The sequence below is a fragment of the Campylobacter hyointestinalis subsp. lawsonii genome, from assembly GCF_013372165.1.
Lineage (GTDB): Bacteria > Campylobacterota > Campylobacteria > Campylobacterales > Campylobacteraceae > Campylobacter > Campylobacter lawsonii.
Map to the genome: position 1 here is coordinate 78,659 of NZ_CP053828.1, position 20,430 is coordinate 99,088.

The 20,430-nt window shown below is 31.8% G+C and carries 22 protein-coding genes; 20 read left to right on the forward strand and 2 right to left on the reverse strand.

The window, feature by feature from the left end; all coding sequences use genetic code 11:
• The first annotated feature begins 37 nt into the window (after positions 1-37).
• The 7 genes from CHLWT_RS00420 to CHLWT_RS00450 are packed head-to-tail and all read left to right on the forward strand — an operon-like array spanning position 38 to position 9,240.
• Positions 38-1,057, forward strand: a complete 1,020-nt coding sequence (locus CHLWT_RS00420) for a D-glucuronyl C5-epimerase family protein (RefSeq protein ID WP_170253183.1) — start codon at positions 38-40, stop codon at positions 1,055-1,057.
• 2 nt (positions 1,058-1,059) lie between these two features.
• The gene (gene asnB, locus CHLWT_RS00425) at positions 1,060-2,835 is read left to right on the forward strand and encodes an asparagine synthase (glutamine-hydrolyzing) (protein WP_112000283.1); all 1,776 of its coding nucleotides are present in this window, start codon (positions 1,060-1,062) and stop codon (positions 2,833-2,835) included.
• A 45-nt stretch (positions 2,836-2,880) separates the two neighbouring features.
• Complete coding sequence (locus CHLWT_RS00430; RefSeq protein ID WP_112000284.1) at positions 2,881-4,026, forward strand: glycosyltransferase; 1,146 nt, start codon at positions 2,881-2,883, stop codon at positions 4,024-4,026.
• Positions 4,014-5,840 carry an asparagine synthase (glutamine-hydrolyzing) gene (asnB, locus tag CHLWT_RS00435; RefSeq protein ID WP_151062153.1) on the forward strand — a complete coding sequence of 609 codons (1,827 nt, stop codon included), beginning with the start codon at positions 4,014-4,016 and terminating at the stop codon, positions 5,838-5,840. Before CHLWT_RS00430 ends, asnB (CHLWT_RS00435) begins: the two co-directional genes overlap by 13 nt.
• Positions 5,824-6,954 (forward strand): glycosyltransferase family 4 protein, encoded by a 1,131-nt coding sequence (locus CHLWT_RS00440; RefSeq protein ID WP_112000830.1) that lies wholly within the window; start codon positions 5,824-5,826, stop codon positions 6,952-6,954. The genes asnB (CHLWT_RS00435) and CHLWT_RS00440 overlap by 17 nt, the downstream gene beginning before the upstream one ends.
• The gene (gene wecB / locus CHLWT_RS00445) at positions 6,951-8,012 is read left to right on the forward strand and encodes a non-hydrolyzing UDP-N-acetylglucosamine 2-epimerase (RefSeq protein WP_151062152.1); all 1,062 of its coding nucleotides are present in this window, start codon (positions 6,951-6,953) and stop codon (positions 8,010-8,012) included. The genes CHLWT_RS00440 and wecB overlap by 4 nt, the downstream gene beginning before the upstream one ends.
• Entirely contained in the window at positions 8,005-9,240 is a 1,236-nt protein-coding gene (locus CHLWT_RS00450) for a glycosyltransferase family 4 protein (protein ID WP_112000609.1), read from the forward strand. Before wecB ends, CHLWT_RS00450 begins: the two co-directional genes overlap by 8 nt.
• On the opposite strand, the gene CHLWT_RS00455 is transcribed toward CHLWT_RS00450, so the two are convergent.
• Positions 9,220-10,155 carry a sugar transferase gene (locus CHLWT_RS00455; protein ID WP_112000608.1) on the reverse strand — a complete coding sequence of 312 codons (936 nt, stop codon included), beginning with the start codon at positions 10,153-10,155 and terminating at the stop codon, positions 9,220-9,222. The genes CHLWT_RS00450 and CHLWT_RS00455 overlap by 21 nt on opposite strands.
• Before the next feature lie 337 nt (positions 10,156-10,492).
• Between CHLWT_RS00455 and CHLWT_RS00460 the strand changes: the two genes are divergently transcribed.
• From CHLWT_RS00460 to CHLWT_RS00480, 5 genes are read left to right on the forward strand one after another with little or no spacing between them, the layout of a single operon-like run.
• Positions 10,493-12,562, forward strand: a complete 2,070-nt coding sequence (locus CHLWT_RS00460; RefSeq protein ID WP_063997485.1) for a ribonucleoside triphosphate reductase — start codon at positions 10,493-10,495, stop codon at positions 12,560-12,562.
• A gap of 4 nt (positions 12,563-12,566) precedes the next feature.
• Positions 12,567-12,773 carry a hypothetical protein gene (locus CHLWT_RS00465; RefSeq protein ID WP_112000607.1) on the forward strand — a complete coding sequence of 69 codons (207 nt, stop codon included), beginning with the start codon at positions 12,567-12,569 and terminating at the stop codon, positions 12,771-12,773.
• Positions 12,770-14,134, forward strand: coding sequence for a nicotinate phosphoribosyltransferase (locus CHLWT_RS00470; protein ID WP_112000606.1), 1,365 nt, complete (start codon positions 12,770-12,772; stop codon positions 14,132-14,134). Before CHLWT_RS00465 ends, CHLWT_RS00470 begins: the two co-directional genes overlap by 4 nt.
• A gap of 10 nt (positions 14,135-14,144) precedes the next feature.
• The gene (gene nrdD, locus CHLWT_RS00475) at positions 14,145-14,306 is read left to right on the forward strand and encodes an anaerobic ribonucleoside-triphosphate reductase (protein WP_034963039.1); all 162 of its coding nucleotides are present in this window, start codon (positions 14,145-14,147) and stop codon (positions 14,304-14,306) included.
• Positions 14,300-14,971, forward strand: a complete 672-nt coding sequence (locus CHLWT_RS00480; RefSeq protein ID WP_112000605.1) for an anaerobic ribonucleoside-triphosphate reductase activating protein — start codon at positions 14,300-14,302, stop codon at positions 14,969-14,971. Before nrdD ends, CHLWT_RS00480 begins: the two co-directional genes overlap by 7 nt.
• A 173-nt stretch (positions 14,972-15,144) precedes the next feature.
• On the opposite strand, the gene CHLWT_RS00485 is transcribed toward CHLWT_RS00480, so the two are convergent.
• Complete coding sequence (locus CHLWT_RS00485; RefSeq protein WP_112000604.1) at positions 15,145-15,624, reverse strand: type II secretion system protein; 480 nt, start codon at positions 15,622-15,624, stop codon at positions 15,145-15,147.
• A gap of 161 nt (positions 15,625-15,785) precedes the next feature.
• Between CHLWT_RS00485 and CHLWT_RS00490 the strand changes: the two genes are divergently transcribed.
• From CHLWT_RS00490 to sodB, 8 genes are all read left to right on the forward strand, one after another.
• Positions 15,786-16,808: a ribonucleotide-diphosphate reductase subunit beta gene (locus CHLWT_RS00490; RefSeq protein ID WP_111948749.1), complete on the forward strand. Its 1,023-nt coding sequence runs from the start codon at positions 15,786-15,788 to the stop codon at positions 16,806-16,808.
• Positions 16,798-17,466, forward strand: a complete 669-nt coding sequence (locus CHLWT_RS00495; RefSeq protein ID WP_112000603.1) for a carbon-nitrogen hydrolase family protein — start codon at positions 16,798-16,800, stop codon at positions 17,464-17,466. The genes CHLWT_RS00490 and CHLWT_RS00495 overlap by 11 nt, the downstream gene beginning before the upstream one ends.
• A gap of 9 nt (positions 17,467-17,475) precedes the next feature.
• On the forward strand, positions 17,476-18,105 hold the full coding sequence (locus CHLWT_RS00500) for a protein-L-isoaspartate(D-aspartate) O-methyltransferase (protein ID WP_111948745.1): 630 nt from the start codon (positions 17,476-17,478) through the stop codon (positions 18,103-18,105).
• Positions 18,106-18,216: 111 nt separating this feature from the next.
• Positions 18,217-18,432 (forward strand): hypothetical protein, encoded by a 216-nt coding sequence (locus CHLWT_RS00505; RefSeq protein WP_170253182.1) that lies wholly within the window; start codon positions 18,217-18,219, stop codon positions 18,430-18,432.
• Complete coding sequence (locus tag CHLWT_RS00510; protein ID WP_170253181.1) at positions 18,392-18,832, forward strand: AlwI family type II restriction endonuclease; 441 nt, start codon at positions 18,392-18,394, stop codon at positions 18,830-18,832. The genes CHLWT_RS00505 and CHLWT_RS00510 overlap by 41 nt, the downstream gene beginning before the upstream one ends.
• Before the next feature lie 32 nt (positions 18,833-18,864).
• Positions 18,865-19,224: an AlwI family type II restriction endonuclease gene (locus CHLWT_RS00515; protein ID WP_112000601.1), complete on the forward strand. Its 360-nt coding sequence runs from the start codon at positions 18,865-18,867 to the stop codon at positions 19,222-19,224.
• Positions 19,218-19,397 carry a hypothetical protein gene (locus CHLWT_RS00520; protein ID WP_112000600.1) on the forward strand — a complete coding sequence of 60 codons (180 nt, stop codon included), beginning with the start codon at positions 19,218-19,220 and terminating at the stop codon, positions 19,395-19,397. The genes CHLWT_RS00515 and CHLWT_RS00520 overlap by 7 nt, the downstream gene beginning before the upstream one ends.
• A gap of 100 nt (positions 19,398-19,497) precedes the next feature.
• On the forward strand, positions 19,498-20,157 hold the full coding sequence (gene sodB / locus CHLWT_RS00525; protein ID WP_112000599.1) for a superoxide dismutase [Fe]: 660 nt from the start codon (positions 19,498-19,500) through the stop codon (positions 20,155-20,157).
• Positions 20,158-20,430: the final 273 nt, after the last annotated feature.

The following is a 20,430-nucleotide window of genomic DNA, read 5'->3' on the forward strand; positions in this document are numbered from 1 at the left end:
TATGTATGATGTTGATTGTGGGGGGAGGCTTATCATATTGATTAAATATAGATATGCCGATAGTTATAAAACCTGTTTTGCTAGAGAAAGAGTGGATACGCAGAAGCTAAATTTTTGTCAAAAAAATGAAATTTTAGAACTTAAGGATAGATATTTTATTGATATAAATAATAACAAATATTTATATTACTATATACCTATATCTAAAAATGTATATGATTATAAAAAAAGCGATATGCTTGGCATTGATGATAATAATATAGTTTATGTTAATTATAAAGAGCCTATTGGAATTCAATACAACCCACTAACAATAGCTCAATACGCATTAACAAATTTTAACAAATATATTGATACAAATGATACAATATATAAAGATAATTTTTTTAATCAAGTTGATTATTTGGTTAATAATTATGATAATATTGATAATTCTAATATAGGATGGCCATATATGTTTGAATGGAAGTATTATGACTTAGATGCAGGTTGGTATTCTGGATTGGCACAAGGTCAAATAACTTCAGTGCTGGTAAGGGCTTATCTTATAACAAATAATAAAGAATATTTACCGATTATTTCAAAAGCTATTAATTTTATGCTTAAAGAAATAAATGAAAATGAAAAAGGTTTATTAAGATATACGCCTGAGGGTTATGTCTGGATTGAAGAATATCCAAGTAAGAAGCCATCACTTGTATTAAATGGGTTTGTTAGTAGTATAGTAGGACTTTATGATTATTCGATATTATTTCCAAACGACGAAGTACGTAAAAAAATATATAATCAACTTATTGTTTCTTTAAAACATAGCATAAATTTTTATGACACTGGGGATTGGTTGCTTTATGATAGGTATCGTATAAATCGTATTAACAATAATTATATGGAATTTCAAACAAATCAAATGTTGCAAATGTATATAAATACAAATGATGATTTTTTCTCTGATTTATATAAAAAATATGCAAATTATTCTATTAACAACTACGAATATAGCATTTATAAAGCAATTGAAAGTATATACATTAAATTATTTTATTGGTTTAAGAATTAAATATGTGTGGAATAACAGGAATAATAAGTAAAAAACAGATTGATAAAAATATTATAAAACCTATGACTGATGTGATTGTTCATAGAGGACCAGATGGAGAGGGGTTTTATTTTGGAGATAATTTTGCTTTCGGCCATAGAAGACTTGCTATAGTTGATTTAAGCCAAGCTGGCCATCAACCAATGGAGTATTTGGATAGGTATGTCATCACGTATAATGGAGAAATTTACAACTTCATAGATCTGAAGGATATATTGATAAAAGCTGGATATAGTTTTAAAAATCATACCGATACAGAAGTGGTTATGGCTAGTTATGATTATTGGGGTGTTGATTGTTTAAATAGATTTAATGGTATGTGGGCATTCGTGATATATGATAAAGTAAAAGATGAATATTTTATTTCACGAGATAGATTTGGTGTCAAGCCGCTTTATTATTATATAGATGATGAAAAATTCATTTTTGCTTCAGAAATCAAGTCTATACTACAATATCCAGACATTAATATAAAACCAAATAATAAATTTTTACAAGATTATCTCAATGATGGTTGCAAAGAATTTATTAAAACAACTGCTTTTACAAACGTTTTTAGATTTGATGTTGCATCGTATTTCAAAGGCTCGATAGATGAATTGTTATCTAATTTTAAACAAAATAGGTTTTGGAAACTAAAACCAAATTTCGCTTATGAAAAATTCGACAAATCAAAAGCATCAAAATATGCTGAGGAATACTATAATCTTTTAAAAGATGCTGTAAGGATTCGGCTAAATGCTGACGTAAAAGTAGGATCAGCACTTTCTGGAGGGCTAGATAGTAGCTCAATAGTATATCTTATAAATCAAATTCTGAAAGAAGAAAACAAGCAAGAATTGCAAGAGACGTTTTCAAGCGTTTATCATAGCGAAGGAACACAAGATTGCGACGAAAGTAAGTTTATAAAATCTGTTGCAGATCATCTTGGTGTGAATTCAAATACAATTGAGCCAAAAGTATCTGATATACCAAATGAACATCAAAAAATGATATACCATCTGGAAAATCCACCAGAAAATACACTAATGTCTAGTTGGCACACTTTTAAACTGATTGCTTCAACCGAAGTAAAAGTAACACTTGATGGTCAAGGAGCAGATGAGCAATTAGCTGGTTATACTCCATATGTGATGACATATTTGTCTTCTTTGGGTATGCTTGAGTTACTTAAGGAAAGTTTGTTTTGTTGTAAGAGAATAAAAAATAAAAAAAGTATTATTAGAGGATTTTTGATAGGTTTATTCAAAAATTTATTTGGACAAAAAATAATAAAATTTTTAATAAATAAATATATGCATAAAAATATCTGTTTTAATCTAAACTCAAGTATATATAAGGATTTTGAAAGTAGTTTAGTAACTTTGCTGCATTATGCAGATCATACTTCTATGGCACACAGTATAGAATCTCGCATGCCATTTATGGATTATAGACTTGTAGAATTTTTAGCATCGATACCGTCGTGTTATAAAATGCATATGGGCTGGACTAAATATATAGCTAGGCTTGCTTTTGACAAGAGATTGCCAGATGATGTTGTTTGGAGAGTAGATAAAATGGGGTGGCCGATACCTGAAAAGCATTGGTTTGAGGTTGAACTTAAAGATTGGATGAAGAGTATTATTATGGCAAGCAAATATATTGATAAAATATACAATAGCAAAATAAAGTTAACTTTATCGAAACAACTTCGGATGCTAAATATATCTGTTTTTGAAAAGTGTTTTTTTAAATAGCAAAACTAAAAATTATAGAAGCAAAAAAGGAAATTTTGTATAAATATGAAAAATGTGATATTGATAGTTTTAAATAATTTTAAAAATGATAGTCGAGTATTAAAAGAAAGCATATCGCTAAAAAAAAATGGATATAATGTTAGAGTTGTGGCATTGCACGAAGAATTGCTTTTTGAATTTGATAACATAAATGGTATTGATGTGCATCGTGTTAAATTAAAAAGTAAAAAATGGTCAAAAAATAAATTTATTCAGGTATTTAAGTATATAGAATTTACGTACAAGGTTATTAAACTATATCGTAAAAATAATATTTTTCACTGTAATGATTTGAATGCTTTGCCAATAGGTGTTCTTATTAAATTATTTTTTAATAAAAAGGCTAAAGTTGTATATGATGCCCATGAATTTGAGATAAATCAACTTCCATTCCAGAGTAAATTGTCAATAAAAATCAATTATTTTTTAGAAAAAGCATTGATCAAATATACGGATATTTGTTTTACGGTAAGTGAGTCTATATCCAATGAATACAATAAGCTATATGGTATCAAACCAACTGTTTTATTTAATGCACCAAGCTTCAAAGAACCTATCAAAACAGATAAATTCAGAGACACATTGCCTATTAAAAAAGATTCTATCATTATGCTTTATCAAGGTGGATTTATGAAAGGACGTGGTCTTGAGATGTGGCTAGAAGCATTTAAAAGACGTAAAGATGATAAAGTTGTAATGGTGTTTATGGGGTATGGAGAACTAGAAGAAGATATAAAAAAAGCAGTCAAGAGTACGAGTAATATTTTTTATCACCCAGCTGTTTCTCCGGACGTTTTGTTAGACTATACTGCCGCTGCAAACGTCGCCGCCGTGCCGTATATATATAATAGTTGTCTTAATTACTATTATTGTATGCCAAATAAATTATTTGAGTATACTATGGTTGGACTACCTGTCATTGTATCAAATTTAAAAGATATGGGTTATGTGGTCAAAAAATACAAGCTAGGAGTAGTAGTAAATAATGATACTATAGATGCTATAAATTTGGCCATAGATGAGCTTCTTGGTATGGATATGGCAAATTTAAGGTGCAACGCCCTTAAATTTGCTAAAGAATATTGCTGGGAAAATCAAGAGATAAAAATGATAAACGAATATAAAAAATTGGATCATAAATGTGCGGAATAAGTGGAATAATCAATAAAAATAATAATCAGATAAATATCGATGAGATTAAAAAAATAAATGATATTATAGCCCATAGGGGTCCTGATGATGAAGGGTTTTATCTTGGCAAAAATTTTGCATTTGGACATAGAAGATTATCTATTTTAGATCTTAGTGCTGAGGGGCATCAGCCTATGAGCTATTTTGAAAAATACACCATAACCTATAATGGGGAAATTTATAACTATTTAGAGATAAAAGATGAGTTATTACAAGATGGATATGTTTTTAAATCTCATACAGACACAGAAGTTATACTTGCTAGTTATGATAAATGGGGTGAAAAATGTGTAGAAAAATTTAATGGAATGTGGGCGTTTGCTATTTATGATAAAGAAAAAAATATAATATTTTGTAGTAGAGATAGATTTGGGGTTAAGCCGTTTTATTATATACAAGTTAATGATAGGTTTGTATTTGGCTCAGAAATTAAACAGCTTTTACCATATACAGAAGCTATGGCTAATAAAGAAATTTTGATTGATTATATTGTTGCTGGTTTTTTGGAGCATACAAATAAAACTTTTTTTGATGAAATTTATAAACTTCAAGGTTCTCATAATTTAATATATGATTTAAATTCTCATAAATTTGAGATAAAAAGATATTATGAAATTGAGATTGATGATGTGATTGCAAATCAGAGCTTAGAAAATTCTATAAATTTATATGAAAAAGAATTAAATAGAAGCATTGACATTAGGCTAAGAAGTGATGTTTTGGTTGGCACTTGTTTGAGTGGCGGGTTAGATAGTTCTAGTATAGCAAGTTTGGCAGCAAAAAAGTATAACAAAAATGGCAGAATAAAATTTAATGCTATTCATGCTAAAAGTATCGAAAAATCCACAGATGAGAGTGAATTTGCCAAAATTGTTGCAAATAGTGCAAATTTAAATTTAAATATTGTTGAACCACAAATAAATGACTTTGAAAATTATATTAAAGAAGTTATTTATACACAAGAAGAACCATTTGGTGGTCCATCTATTTTTATGCAGTATTTTGTAATGCAACAGGCAAAAAAAATAGGTTGTAAAGTTATGCTCGATGGACAAGGTGGCGATGAGACACTTCTTGGATATGAGAAATATTATCCTGCGATATATATTGATATTTTTAAAAAAGATGGGGTAATATCAGCCTTAAAAGCTGTTATGGACTCTAATAAAAATAATACAAAACTAAGTATAAAAAATTTACTAATATATATATTTGGGGCACTTATACATACTTTAAGAAAATTTGAATACAAAAGGCGGACATTTTTTTTAAAAAAATATCATAATAAATTTGTCTTTTTACATGCAATCTCAAAAAGCTATTTAAATATTTTTAGCCTACAAAAACAGGAGATAGAATATTTTAATCTCCCTGCCCTGCTTAGATATGAAGATAAAAATTCCATGAGACATTCTGTGGAGACAAGATTGCCGTTTTTAGATTATAAAACGCTTAATGTTGCACTTAGCGTTAATTCAAAATTTAAGATAAAAAATGGTTGGAGTAAATTTATTTTGCGCCAAATTATAAGTAAAATATTGCCTAAAGAAGTTGTGTGGAGGAAAAATAAATTTGGATTTAATGCGCCTGATAATATTTGGCTAAAAAGTATAGAAAACAAAATGAAAGAGAGCATAAGTAAGTCCGAAATTTTACTAAATTTATGTAATACAGATAAACTATTATCAAATTTTGATAATTTAAATCAGAATTTAAAATGGCGACTTTATAATGTAAGCGTATGGGAGAAAATATATAATGTTAAAATATCTTAAAATAACGCATCTTACATCAGCGCACAGCAGATACGATACTCGCATATTTATTAAAATGTGCTCATCTTTGGCAAAAAATCCAAATTATATTGTAAATTTAATAGTAACCGATGGCAAAGACAATGAGACCAAAAATAATGTAAATATTATAGATATTGGTGCAAAAACTGGCAGTCGCTTATCTCGTATGACAAAGACAGTAAAAAAAATATTTAAAAAAGCAAAAGAATTAAATAGCGACATCTATCATTTGCATGACCCAGAGCTAATACCTATTGGAATAAAACTAAAAAAATTTGGCTTTAAGGTGATATTTGACTCCCATGAAGACATTTCTAAGGATATATTATCAAAAGAATGGATACCACGATATTTAAGATGGATTATATCATTTATGTATAATCTATACGAACGCTACACCTGTTCTAAATTTGATGCCATTATCGCAGCTACACCATTTATAAGGGATAAATTTCTTAAAATAAATAAAAATACTATCGATATAAACAATTATCCTATTTTGTCCGAACTATCAAATTCTACATCTTGGGATGAGAAAAAAGACGAAATTTGTTATATAGGTGGCATATCTCGCATAAGAGGTGCTATTGAGATAGTTAAGGCGATGGAGTATGTAAAAAACGCTAAATTAAATATAGCAGGGTCATGCGATACGCAAGAGTTAGAAAAAGATTTAAAAAGCCTGATTGATAAAATTGGGGGAGGGAATAGAGTGAATTTGCTTGGATTTTTAGGAAGACAAGAGGTATCATCCACCATGTGCTCATCAAAAATGGGTCTTGTTACATTACATCCTATAGTTAATTATTTAGACTCACTACCTATTAAGATGTTTGAATACATGTGTGCGGGAATTCCTGTAATAGCTTCAAATTTTAAGCTATGGAGAGAGATAGTAGAAAATAATAACTGTGGAATTTGCGTAAATCCACTTGATCCAAAAGATATAGCAAAAGCTATAAATTTCATACTTCAAAATCCACAAATTGCTAAACAAATGGGTGAAAATGGTAAAAAAGCCGTAGCACAAAAATATAACTGGGATATTGAAGAGAAAAAATTATTTGCATTATACAAAGGGTTTTTACAATGAAAATTCTAACAATTCTAGGTGCAAGACCGCAGTTTATAAAAGCCGGTTCAGTTAGTAGAGAAATAGCAAATTTTAGCGATTTAAATGAGATAATTATCCATACCGGTCAGCATTATGACGCAAATATGAGTGATATATTTTTTAATGAGATGAAAATTCCAAAGCCTGATTATTTCTTAGGTATCGGCGGTAAAAGCCACGGTGCGATGACTGGGCAAATGATAGAAAAGATTGAAGAGATAGCGCTTAAACAAAAACCTGACTGGATAATGGTATATGGTGATACGAACTCTACTTTAGCAGGTGCTATTGTAGCTAGCAAACTTCATATAAAGCTATCACATATTGAAGCTGGACTTAGAAGTTTTAATATGAAAATGCCAGAAGAGATTAACCGTATCCTTACTGATCGAGTAAGCGATATACTGTTTTGTCCGACTGAAGTAGCTGTGCAAAATCTAAAAAATGAAGGATATGACAGTTTTGGTTGTAAGATAGTTCAAACTGGCGATGTAATGTTAGATGGTGCTATGTTTTACAAAAATTTAGCCACAAAACCAAATTTTAATATCCAAAACGACTTTATACTTTGCACAATTCACAGAGCTGAAAACACAGATGATACAAAACGGCTAGAAGGCATTTTTAAAGCCTTAAACCAAATAGCAAAAAATAGGCAAATCATCTTGCCTATTCATCCACGCACACAAAAAATAGTCCAAACTCTAAATTTAGACCTATCAAATTTAACAATAATTCAACCGCTAGGCTACTTAGAGATGGTTTGGCTTATAAATAACGCCTCATTAGTTATTACAGATAGTGGCGGATTGCAAAAAGAGGCATATTTTTTTGAAAAGCATTGCATAACTTTGCGAGATGAGACAGAATGGAGTGAGCTTGTAAAGCATAAATTTAACGCACTTGCCGGTGCAAATAGCGATAAAATTTTAGATATTTATCAAAATTTTGATTTTAATAAAGATTTTTGCATAAATTTATATGGCGATGGCAAAGCAAGCCAAAAAATAATACAAGAGTTAAAAAACTATGAGTAAAAATATTTTGATAGTAAATTCTTACGCTAGTGCCCCTAGCTACGGTGGTGGAATGTATAGGCATTACTATTTAGCTAAAGAATTTAATAAAATGGGTTATAAAACAACGATAGCAAGTGCCTCTTTTTCGCACTTATTTACAAAATTTCCAGCAATTGATAAATCTAAAACTTTCACGCAAGAGATTGTAGATGGAGTCGATTTTATCTGGTTAAAAAGTTCAAAATATAAAAATTCATTTGATAAAAAACGTGTTTTTACATGGTTTGAGTTTATGTTTAAGCTATTTTTTATCACTAAAATATTAAAGCACAAACCAGATGTTATAATATGCTCTCCGACTGAAGTTTTTTCTATCATTCCATGCTATTTTTTAGCCAAAAAATTTAAGGCAAAACTAGTATTTGAAGTGCGAGATATCTGGCCTTTAAGCTTGATTGAAATAGGCAAAATTTCAAAATTTCATCCATTTATCATGCTTATGTCCTTAGTTGAAAAATTTGCTATTAAAAAATCAGACCTTTTAGTCTCAAACCTTTGCTGTTACGATGAACACGTAAAAGAACTTAATATTTTTAAGCCTTTTTACTGGATCTCAAACGGCATAAGTTTAGAACATATAGCACAAGCAAAGGAGTTGCCATTAAATATAAAAAATCTTATCCCAAAAGATAAATTTATAATAGGATATACAGGGAAATTAGGCATATCAAATGCAATGATTTATCTTATAAAAGCTGCAAAAATTTTAAAAGAGCATAAAAATTTAACCTTTGTTATCGTTGGCGATGGTTCAGAAAAAAACACTTTAAAAGATGAGGCAAAAGATTTAGAAAACGTGATTTTCATAGACCCTATCAAAAAAGAGCAAATCAGCCAAATGCTAGCACTATTTGATGTTTGTTACATAGGATTGCTAGACAAAGAATTATTTAAATTTGGTGTCTCTCCAAATAAGCTTTATGACTACATGTATGTCGCAAAGCCTGTTTTAGAGTCTATAAACACCAAAAATTCAATAGTAAAAATTTCACAATGTGGCAAGTGCGTAAAAGCACAAGATGAAAACGAGATAGCAAAGGCGATTTTACAACTCTCAAATACGCCAAAACAAGAGCTACAAAATATGGGAAAAAATGGAAAAGAGTATATTTTAAAACATTTTACATATGATAAATTAGCACAAAAATATATTGAAATTTTGCAATTACATTCCTCTCCTTTCTAACACCACAGCTATCGTTTTATATATGACTTTAAGCTCTAGCCAAAGTGACCAGTGTTTGATGTAGTAGAGATCATACATTAGCTTTTGTTTTGCGTCGTAGGCATTTTCGCCGTATGGGTACATGACTTGCGCCCAGCCTGTGATGCCCGGACGCACAAGGTGGCGTTCATTATAGTATGGAATGACTTGTTCAAATTTATCTGTCCATACTTTTCTCTCAGGTCTTGGACCAATTAGGTGCATATCTCCTTTAAATACATTTAATATTTGGGGTAATTCATCGATGCGAGTTTGTCTCATAGTATTTCCCCATTTAAATATTCTATCATCATTTTTGCTTGCAAATTTAGCTCCATTAGCTTCAGCATCTAGTCTCATTGATCTAAATTTAATACAAAAGAATTCTTTATTATTTAAACCAACTCTAAGCTGTTTAAATATGCTAGTTCCGGGCGATTCATCTTTTATCTTATATCTAGCATATATCATTATCGGCCAAGAAAATGTAAAAAGTATAAAAATTCCAGCATAATCTATTATGCGTTTCACATAATATTCAAATTTGTTAAAGGGTTTAATATGGCTAAGAAATCTAAGATCGGTATTATCTTCTGGAATATAGCATTTATATAGATATTTCTCCATAAAATCTTCGATAGTTATGATCTTTAAAGGCTTTTTTCTTTTTTGAAATTGTAAAGTTGTCAGATATTTTATGATATTGCTGCCAACAGTTGCGGTCGTATTTAAAACCAAAGTGTCAAAATACTCTTCTACTACTATGCTTTGAAGCTCTTTTAAAACCTCATCTTCTGATCTGTTGCGATATCTTACTATGTTGATAGTTTTAAATTTCTTACCTAGTTTTCTAAGTTCATCATCGCTAAATTTGTATTTTCTACCAAGTATTATCAAAACTATACCTCATTTTTTGTCTAAATTTAAGTATAACAAAAACAATGTTAAACAAAAATATAATTTGAATTTTATAGCCGTATCGCTATGAGGATATGAGTAAAAATTATATAAATAATTTAATTATATAATTTAAGTTTTTATTAAATAATATTTATAAATTCATCCTTAAGATTATGATTTTACCATTAAATTTAATAGTATAAATCTTAAAATATAACTACAAATTTATTTTTAATTGATATTATATATCATTAGTAACATTTTTGTAATTGTATTTCTTAAGCTTTGTAAAACTTCAAAATAGATATAATTCCAGACCAAAAAAGGATTAAATTTGAAGATAATTAAACGTGATGGAAGTTTGCAAGATTACGAGAGCTATAAGATAGAAAGCGCGATAACAAAAGCTTATGAAAGCGTAAATAAAGAGCCGAATTTAGAGCTTATAAAATGTGTAACATCTTGTGTTAAAGATAAAATGAGTGTCGAAGAAATACAAGATATCATAGAAAAAGCACTCTTTGATAGTGGCGATTTTAGCGTGATGCGAAGCTTTATGCTTTATAGACATACTCATACTATGCAGCGTGGCGGAGAGCTTGATGAGCGCACAACTTATATAAACTCGACTCAAACCATAGAAGAGTATATCGGAAAATCTGATTGGCGTATTATGGCAAACTCAAATACGAGCTATTCAAACGCTGGACTTATAAACAACACAGCTGGAAAAGTCATCGCAAACTATTGGTTAGACGCTGTTTATAATGATCATGAGGGTGCAGCTCATAGAAATGGCGATTATCACATACACGACCTTGATTGTTTGACTGGATACTGCGCTGGTTGGAGTCTTAGAGCTTTGCTAAATGAAGGATTTAATGGTGTAAGAGGAAGAGTCGAGAGTAGGGCGCCAAATCATTTTAGAGAAGCTTTATATCAAATGGCGAATTTTCTAGGGATTTTACAAAGCGAATGGGCAGGAGCGCAAGCATTTAGCAGTTTTGACACATATCTTGCACCTTATGTTTTTAAAGATAAACTTAGCGATAAAGAGATCAAAAAAGCTCTTACTAGCTTTATATTTAACTTAAACGTTCCTGCTCGTTGGGGTCAAAGTCCATTTACGAACGTTACCATCGATATTGTTCCTCCAAGTGATTTAAAAGGACAAATTCCTACTAAAAACGACATTCATTTATTTGCAAATTTAAGCGATGAAGAGTTGGAAGCTGAGTGTAAAAAACGTGGTCGTTCAAATCTGAAAGATATGACTTACGGTGATTTTAAACCCGAAATGGATAGGATAAATATCGCTTTTTACGAGATACTCACGCAGGGCGATAAGTGTTCTCAGCCATTTACGTTTCCTATACCGACTGTAAATATCACCGAAGATTTTGACTGGGATAGCAAGGTCGCTACTAAGCTCTTTGAAAATACCGCTAAAATGGGCTCTAGCTATTTTCAAAATTTCATCGGATCTCAATACGTGAAAGATGAGTTTGGCAACCGCATTCCAAATGAAAAAGCCTATAAACCAGGTGCTGTTCGTTCTATGTGCTGTAGGCTACAGCTTGATTTACGTGAGCTTTTAAAGCGCGGCGGAGGGCTTTTTGGAAGTGCCGAGATGACAGGAAGCATCGGCGTAGTGACGATAAACCTAGCGAGGCTTGGATATCTTTTTAAAAATGACAAAAAAGCTCTTTATGCAAGACTTGATGAGCTTTTAGAACTAGCAAAAAGCACACTTGAAAAGAAGCGCAAATTTATAAATGAGATGTATGAAAGAGGTCTTTATCCATACACCGCACGGTATCTTAAAACGTTCAATAACCATTTTAGCACTATCGGAATAAATGGTGCAAACGAGATGATACGAAATTTTACGAATGATAAGGAAAATATAACTACTAAATTTGGCATAGAGTTTGCAAAAGAGCTTATAGAGTATATAAGAGCTAAGATGATAGAGTTTCAAGGGGCTACTGGAAATTTATATAACCTTGAGGCAACTCCGGCTGAGGGAACGACTTATCGCTTTGCTAAAGAAGATAAAAAACGCTACCCAGACATTATCCAAGCGGGATTTGATGAAAAAGTCTATTATACGAACTCGACTCAGCTTCCAGCAAATTTCAGCAATGATCCGTTTCATAGTTTAAATTTGCAAGATGAGCTTCAAAGTAGCTACACGGGCGGAACGGTTTTTCACTTGTATATGAATGAAAGACTAAGTAGCGTCTTAGCTTGCAAAAAACTTGTAAAAAATATAGTAGAAAATTATAAGCTTCCATATATCACGATAACCCCTGTATTTAGTGTATGTCCAAAACACGGATATATCGCAGGTGAGCATGAGTATTGTCCAAAATGTGATGAGGAGATTTTGAGTTTAGCTTGACTTTTTGGTGCTTTTTATAGAGATAAATCATTGCCCTAGCGCTTTAGTGCGTTTGGGCGATCATGGTTTAGGTGTAAAACTCACCATAAAATACGTTTTTAAGCTAGATCTGCTTTTAATGCGTTGTAAAAGTGTTTTTAAATTTAAATTATCAAATTTAAGCCCTTTTTTGATAAAATCGCTAAAAAATTTAAAGGTAAAATGTATATGAATTTGATCTTAAATACAGATAGCTACAAAATTTCGCACTATCTTCAGTATCCAAAAGAGGTGAATTACGTAAGTTCCTACATAGAATCTCGCGGCGGTAGGTGGAATAGGGTGCTATTTTACGGCTTACAAATGTTTTTGATGGAGTATCTAAGCAAAAAAATCACATATGAAGATATAGAAGAAGCACGGGATTTTATAAAGGCTCACGGACTTGTGTTTAATGAAGATGGTTGGCGATACATCGTAGATGAGCACGGCGGCGCACTTCCGCTCGAGATAGAAGCGGTAAAAGAAGGCAGTATCGTTCAAACTGATAATGTGTTATTGCAGATACGAAATACAGACCCAAAACTTCCTTGGCTAGTAGGTTACCTTGAGACGGCTATTTTAAGGGCTATTTGGTATCCAGTTGCCGTGGCTACAAATAGCTATTTTTGTAAGCAAAATATTTTGCAGTTTTTAAATGAGACCGGAACGCCTGAGCTAATTGATTTTTGTTTGCATGATTTTGGTGCAAGGGGCGTTAGTAGCTTTGAGAGCGCAGGGATCGGTGGAAGTGCTCATATGGTAAATTTTAAAGGCTCAGACACGATCACCGGAGCAGTATTTGCTAAAAAGTACTATGACGCTGATATGGCAGCATTTAGTATCCCAGCAAGTGAGCATAGCACGATGACTACTTGGGGAAAAGAGCGTGAAAATGAAGCTTATAAAAATATGGTGGATAAATTTGGTAATGGCATTTTTGCTTGTGTGATAGATAGCTATGATACGTTAAATGCGATAGATCTTTGGGGAAAATTATTTGATGAAGTAAAAGCTAAGGGCGGTCGCGTCGTACTTCGCCCAGATAGTGGAAATCCTGTAACAATGGCTAGTGAGTGTTTAGAAAAGATGATGGATATAGCGGGATTTAGCGTAAATCAAAAGGGCTATCGTCTGCTTCCAAATCACGTTAGGCTGATTTATGGAGATGGCATAAACCCGCAAAGTTTAGTCGATATTTTAAACGAGCTAAAACTTAGAAAGATAAGTGCGGATAATATCGTTTTTGGTATGGGCGGGGCGCTTTTGCAACACCTTAACCGCGATACTCTTAGATTTGCTATGAAAGCAAATGCAGTATCAAAAGATGGTAAGCACTGGATAGATGTGAAAAAAGATCCTATCACAGACCCAACAAAACGTTCAAAATCGGGTCGCCTTGCGCTTATAAGAAAAGGAAATTTATTTAAAACTATTAGGTTAGATGAGCTAAAAAAAGAAGAAAACAAGCTCAAACCAGTTTTTAAAGATGGCAAGATCTTAAGCAAAGTAAGCTTTGATGATATCAGAGCTAGGGTTAAGGAATTTGATTAAAGGATAAGATATGAAAAAAGAAGAGCTACTAACAAAATTTAAAGACAAACGTACAAAATGCGTGGTTTATACCAGAGTTATGGGTTATCACAGACCAGTTGAGAGTTTTAATCTTGGCAAACAAGGTGAGCATAAAGAGAGAGTCAAGTTTTTAGAACCTACTAAATGCTAGATAAATTTATCTATGATATCACGCCTTTTAGCGTTATTGATTATCCTGATGAGCTAGCTTGCTTGGTGTGGTTTGCAAGGTGCAATATGCGCTGCGTTTATTGCTACAACAAAGATATAGTTTTGGGCGAGGGCAAGTTTGATATCCATTATCTAAGCGAGTTTTTGAATTCACGCCAAAACCTTTTAAGCGCGGTAGTTTTAAGCGGTGGGGAATGCACTAAAAGTTTGCATTTTAGTGATGTTTTGAAGCTCGCTAAAGATCTTGGATATAAAACCAAAGTAGATACGAATGGAAGCAATCCTGAGATTATAGAAGAAAATTTGAGTTTGATCGATTTTATATCGCTTGATTTCAAAGCTCCAAAGGCTAAATTTGAAACGATCACCGCGTCAAATTTATATGATAAATTTATAAAAACACTTCAAATTTTACTAAAAAACAGAGCTAAATTTGAGTGTAGAACTACTATCCACGCAGATATACTAAACGAAAATGATATCAGCGATATGGCAAAAGTTTTAGAGCAAAACGGATATCGCCAAGCTTACTATCTACAAAACTTTTTTGAAGCTATAAATTTAGGAAATTTACAAAAACCAAAAGCTAAATTTGATCCAAATTTAATAAACTCAAATTTAAGCATTGTGCTTAGGAATTTTTGATTTTGTCTGTTTTGAGTTTTAAATTTTTTTGAATTTATATTGTTTATCGACGATTTTGTTGCAAAATTTAAATTTACAAATAAATTTAAAAAGCCAAATTCTCAAAATAAAATTTATACAAAAAGCAAAATTTTTATGGCTAAATCAAAGCCATAAAAATTTATTTCGTATCGTTATTTTTCCTCTTTAAAAAGCCTATTTCCGCTAAAATTTACGCCGTTTGTCATCCACTCATTTACGGTTGGATGAGCGTAAAGAGTTTTGCAAAGATTAGACGTGTCTGAGGATTGTTTGACTTGTAAGGCTCCGTTTTGATATGTGATAATAAAACATTTAGCAAGCCATGGGTATTTTTCATTTGCACGGCCTGGTGCTTTAAAATCGCTTATTGTTAGGTCATCTCCAAGAACAGACATTAAAGCGGCAAAATTCTCTGGAGAACTAGGGTCTATTGAGTTTAATTTTGCAGATAATTCTGGATATGAGATAGACAAAGCTGCGATTTTATCAAAGATATTTTTCATCTCTACTACTATTTTTGTAACTTCCGCATCTGTTTTTGTAGCAGCTAACTTTGGCACGGCAAGACTTGCTAAAATGCCTAGTATAACAATGACAAAGACTAATTCTATCATTGTAAAAGCTTTTTTCATAATTTTCTCCTAAATTAAAATTTGAAAAATTTAATCAATAAAAATAAATAAATTTTAAATCTCTACTGAAAAATAACTCTTAAAAGTCGAAAATTTAATTTCATAGGATTTTAAAATTTTTTTAGATAAAATCAAGCCTATTTTAAATTTGAAAGACTACGATGAATAGAAAAAAAATTTATAATCCAAGTTCAAATGAGACTTTAAATGATAGAAAAGTATTTGGTGGAAATCCTCACGGAATTCTAAATTTCACAAAAGCAAAATACACATGGGCACTTAAACTTTGGGATCTTATGGAGGCAAATACGTGGTTTCCAAAAGAGGTCGATACCACTGATGATGTGCGTGACTATGCCTTTAATCTCACAACTGCTGAAAAGCGTATGTATGATCTAGTGTGGAGTCAGCTTATTTCAATGGATAGCTTTCAGACAAACAACCTAGCTGATAATATAAATCCTTATATCACAGCACCTGAGATAAATGCGGTTTTAGCTCGTCAAGCTTATGAAGAGGCAAACCACTCAAAAAGCTACGCCGTAATGGTAGAAGCGATCTGTGATAATACCGATCTCATCTATGAAATGGAAAAGCATGATGAGGTTTTAAGGCGTAAAAATGATTATATCTCAAGCGTGTATGAAGAGTTAGCAGGCGAAGTTACAGATGAGAAACTACTTCTTGCTATGGTGGCAAATCAAATTTTAGAAGGCGTCTATTTTTATAGCGGATTTACAGCGATTTACGCACTAGCAAGAGCTGGGAAAATGCTTGGAAGTGCTCAGATGATACGCTTTATTCAAAGAGATGAGATAACTCACTTGCTTTTGTTTCAAAATATGATAAACTCAGTTCGCAAAGAGCGTCCAGATCTATTTACAAGCGAAGTAGAAGCTAAAATTTATGAGATGTTCAAAAAAGCCGGAGATCTTGAAATAGAGTGGGGAAAATACATCACAGGAAATCAGATAATGGGATTTACTGATGATATTATAGAAGAGTATATCCACTACCTTGTCGATGATAGGCTCACTTCTATCGGGCTTAAAAAGCTTTATAATGCAAAACATCCGATAAAATGGGTCGATGATTTTGCTAAATTTAATGATCAAAAAAGCAACTTTTTTGAAAGCAAAGTTACGAATTACAGCAAAGGAAGCCTTAGCTTTGATGATTTCTGAACTAGGATTTTTACATCTTAATTCTGTTGGAGCTATAAATAGAGCTAGTGAGCTTTTAAATTTAGTAAAAGACATAAAACCAGGTGAATTAATCCTAGCAAGTGAGCTTTGCGTGAGTGGATATGAAAATTTAGGCGATGAGTTTGAAAGCGAACTTATCTCAAATTTAAAAAACATTTTGCCTGCTGAAGCTTTTTTTGGTTTTACTCATTTTAGTAATGGCTTTAATGAATTTATACTTTTAAATGGCGATAAAGAAATTTACAAACAGAAAAAAGCGGTTTTATTTACGCCAAATTTAGAAAAAGACAAATTCAAAGACGGAAAAGTTGAAGATATAAATTTATTTGAAATATGTGGCGTCAAGATAGGCGTTTTGATCTGTTTTGAATTGCGTTTTATAGAGCTTTGGGAAAGGCTAAAGGGTGCAGATATCATTCTTGTGCCATCGCTTTGGGGAAAAGGACGCAAAAGACATTTTGAAGTTTTGTGCGAAGCTTTGGCGTTGCAAAATCGCTGCTATGTGATCGCTTGTAGTGATAGAGATCTAAAATTTGGAGCAGTTTTTAAGCCAAATGGCGATATTGTAAAAAGTTCTAAATTTGAACCAAATTTAGCTAGTGAGTTTAAAAAATCTTTAGGCATTATAGAGCAATGAAAGGAAAAAATGGATAGTTTAGAACAAGCAAGATGCCAAAAAATGGCTGATGATATAGCTGATGTTATAGGGCTTACACCTATGGTTTATAGGGCGTTTTGTAGTACCCCACGCACTCCATTTGTCCCAGTTTCTATAAATGCTTTTAAGCTAGATGCTCATCCAATAGGGGGCAATCAATGGATTAGTTCGCCATTAACAGTGGCTAAAATGACGCTTGCTTTAGAGGCTGAAAATTGCGATAATATACTTGAGATCGGTTGTGGAAGCGGATATCAAGCTGTGATCTTAAGCAAGATAGCTCATAGAATTTTTAGCATTGAACGTATAGAAAAACTTGCACTTGCGGCAAAAGCTACTATTAAAAAATTAAATTTAAATAATGTAAATATAAGATACGACGACGGCAATGTCGGTTGGAGCTCGTATGCACCTTATGATAGAATAATTCTTAGTTGCTTTTGTCAAAGTGTGCCTGATAGGCTATTTAATCAGCTTAAAGATGGCGGAATTTTGGTAGCCCCAGTAGCTAAGGATAATAAACAATATATCACACAATATAAAAAATCAAATGGAGAAATTACCAGTAAAATTTTAGATGAGTGCGTATTTGTCCCGTTGCTTGATGGGAAAGAGTAAAGATAACTAAAGGAGCGATATGCCATCTTTAAACTGGATAGGAAAAGATGAGGTTTTAAGATACAATCCGCCTTATCACACGCTAGAGAAAAAATATATTAAAAGTCAAAAATGCTAAAAAACGAGAATATTTTATTTGCTAATTTAGATTATAAAGATTTGTTAAAGGAAATGTCAAAACAAAATATTTTAGTTGATTGTATTTTGACAGATCCACCTATTGCGTATCAAGAAAACATCAGCTTGGCTTTTCAAATATGGGCAGAAGCGGTATGGACTATGGAAATTGGGCGAGAATATAATCCAAAACAGCCAAAGCATTACTGATATATACTCTAAAATTATGATAGGCTTACATGCAAATAATCCAACTAGAACTTCTATGTTAAATGAATCACGACCATTTTTAAATACTTTATTTGTGATAGCTGAATTAAAAAAATATTACGATTTACAAAATAAAGAATTTAAAGGTATTTTAAAAGATGAGTTTAAAAGCTTTGTGCTTGGAATGAAAGATTGTGATTATAAAAAATGTGCTGATGAAATAATTAAATTTAGAGAAAAATTTGGTATTAAATCAAGCAAAGAAAGTCAAAATTATATAAAAAAATATCTATTTGATAAAGAAAAATTATTTAGAGTTAAATTTGATACGCTTAATGACTATACTGATGAAATGCAAAGAAAATTTGAGATGACAGGAGAGATAGAAAAATTTATTTAGATTTTTCTGTTTTTAATCTTGGTAAAGGCGATTTGATATATAAAGATTTTTTGATAGAAGCTACTATGATAAAAAATAAAAATCAACAACTAAATGCTGAAACAACAAGCATAGCAAGACACTCAAAAGAGCTACAAGAAAAACAAAAAATAGAGCAAAGAACAATGCTTATTGCGCCACTTATTCACTGGGATGTCGCTTTATTTTTTAAATTTTGTTCAAAAGAATTTGATAGTAAATTAGTACCGATTAGCATCGATGCTTTTTTAAAACTGATTGAAAACTCACCAACACTAGATTGTTTTAGAGAAAATTACGATGTGCTTATAAATCAATTATTATTAAAAAATACCGATGATTATATAGATTGTATTAATAAAACTAAATGGTAGAAGTAAAAGGCGATGATAGAATAAACGATGATAGCAGAATAAAGCTAAAATTAGGCTCAAAGTGGGCAGATAAAGCTGGGGATAAATATTTTTATTTCATGGTGTTTGAAAATAGTAAAATTGAAGGTTCTTTGCTTGTTGGTGAGTTTATTGATACCATAAAAGAGTTGTGATATTTAAATTTCGCAATATAAATTTATTTAAGAGTTTTATACTCTTATTTAATATTTTAGGCTATAATTTCAAATCTTAAATTTAATCAAAGGATAAAATATGCTAGAGTTAAGAAACCTACCATTTGACCCAAATTCCAACGCAGTAGTGAGTAAAGAAGCCTGTGATTATCACCATGGCAAGCACCACCAAACATATGTAAATAACTATAATAGTCTTACAAAAGATAGCGAACTAGCTAATGCTAGTTTGTATGATGTGCTTGTAAGCTCACAAGGCGGATTATTTAACAACGCTGCGCAAGTGTATAATCACGATTTTTACTGGGATTGTATAGCGAAAAAAAGCGATAAAAGCAGTGAGCTTGAAGCGGCTTTAAAAAGCGATTTTAAAGACTTTAAGGCTGAATTTATAAGCTCAGCTACAACTCTTTTTGGCTCTGGCTGGACTTGGCTAGTTTATAACCCAGCTACAAGCAAACTAGAAATCAAAAACACCTCAAACGCAGCTACACCAGTAACTGATGGCTTAGTGCCTCTACTTGTAGTTGATGTATGGGAACACGCCTATTATATAGATAGTCGCAATGCTCGCCCGGCGTATTTAGAGAAATTCTATGAAAATATCAATTGGGATTTTGTAAGCTCAGCTTATGAATGGGCGAAAAAAGAGGGGTTAAAATCTGTGAAATTCTACATAGATGAGCTTCATCCACTAGCATCTGGTTGCTGCGGCGGCGGATGTGGTTGCGGGCATTAATCTAATAATCAAACTCTAAATTTATTTAGAGTTTGACCTTTTTGTATTATTTAAAATTTATATTTTTGGCTTTTTGTGAATTTTAGGTTTAAGCCTATTATAGGTCAGCACAAAGCCAAGCACCGCTCCCATAAAAGAGACAACACAAAAGACAAACTCACCTATAAAGCCAAAAACCCTACCAGAGTGGATATCTAGAACTTTTCTAGCTAGATTTTTGCTTTGTGTTGTGTTGGATTTGATCTGTGAATTTGGGTTATCTGTATTGATCGT

Coding starts and splice junctions, on each gene's coding strand:
- sodB (WP_112000599.1), top strand. CDS start 19,498: ATGCTAGAGTTAAGAAACCTACCATTTGACCCAAATTCCAACGCAGTA.
- CHLWT_RS00450 (WP_112000609.1), top strand. CDS start 8,005: ATGAGTAAAAATATTTTGATAGTAAATTCTTACGCTAGTGCCCCTAGC.
- CHLWT_RS00485 (WP_112000604.1), bottom strand. CDS start 15,624: ATGAAAAAAGCTTTTACAATGATAGAATTAGTCTTTGTCATTGTTATA.
- CHLWT_RS00495 (WP_112000603.1), top strand. CDS start 16,798: ATGATTTCTGAACTAGGATTTTTACATCTTAATTCTGTTGGAGCTATA.
- CHLWT_RS00440 (WP_112000830.1), top strand. CDS start 5,824: ATGTTAAAATATCTTAAAATAACGCATCTTACATCAGCGCACAGCAGA.
- CHLWT_RS00500 (WP_111948745.1), top strand. CDS start 17,476: ATGGATAGTTTAGAACAAGCAAGATGCCAAAAAATGGCTGATGATATA.
- CHLWT_RS00480 (WP_112000605.1), top strand. CDS start 14,300: ATGCTAGATAAATTTATCTATGATATCACGCCTTTTAGCGTTATTGAT.
- CHLWT_RS00505 (WP_170253182.1), top strand. CDS start 18,217: ATGCTAAAAAACGAGAATATTTTATTTGCTAATTTAGATTATAAAGAT.
- CHLWT_RS00430 (WP_112000284.1), top strand. CDS start 2,881: ATGAAAAATGTGATATTGATAGTTTTAAATAATTTTAAAAATGATAGT.
- CHLWT_RS00520 (WP_112000600.1), top strand. CDS start 19,218: ATGGTAGAAGTAAAAGGCGATGATAGAATAAACGATGATAGCAGAATA.
- CHLWT_RS00490 (WP_111948749.1), top strand. CDS start 15,786: ATGAATAGAAAAAAAATTTATAATCCAAGTTCAAATGAGACTTTAAAT.
- asnB (WP_151062153.1), top strand. CDS start 4,014: ATGTGCGGAATAAGTGGAATAATCAATAAAAATAATAATCAGATAAAT.
- nrdD (WP_034963039.1), top strand. CDS start 14,145: ATGAAAAAAGAAGAGCTACTAACAAAATTTAAAGACAAACGTACAAAA.
- wecB (WP_151062152.1), top strand. CDS start 6,951: ATGAAAATTCTAACAATTCTAGGTGCAAGACCGCAGTTTATAAAAGCC.
- CHLWT_RS00470 (WP_112000606.1), top strand. CDS start 12,770: ATGAATTTGATCTTAAATACAGATAGCTACAAAATTTCGCACTATCTT.
- asnB (WP_112000283.1), top strand. CDS start 1,060: ATGTGTGGAATAACAGGAATAATAAGTAAAAAACAGATTGATAAAAAT.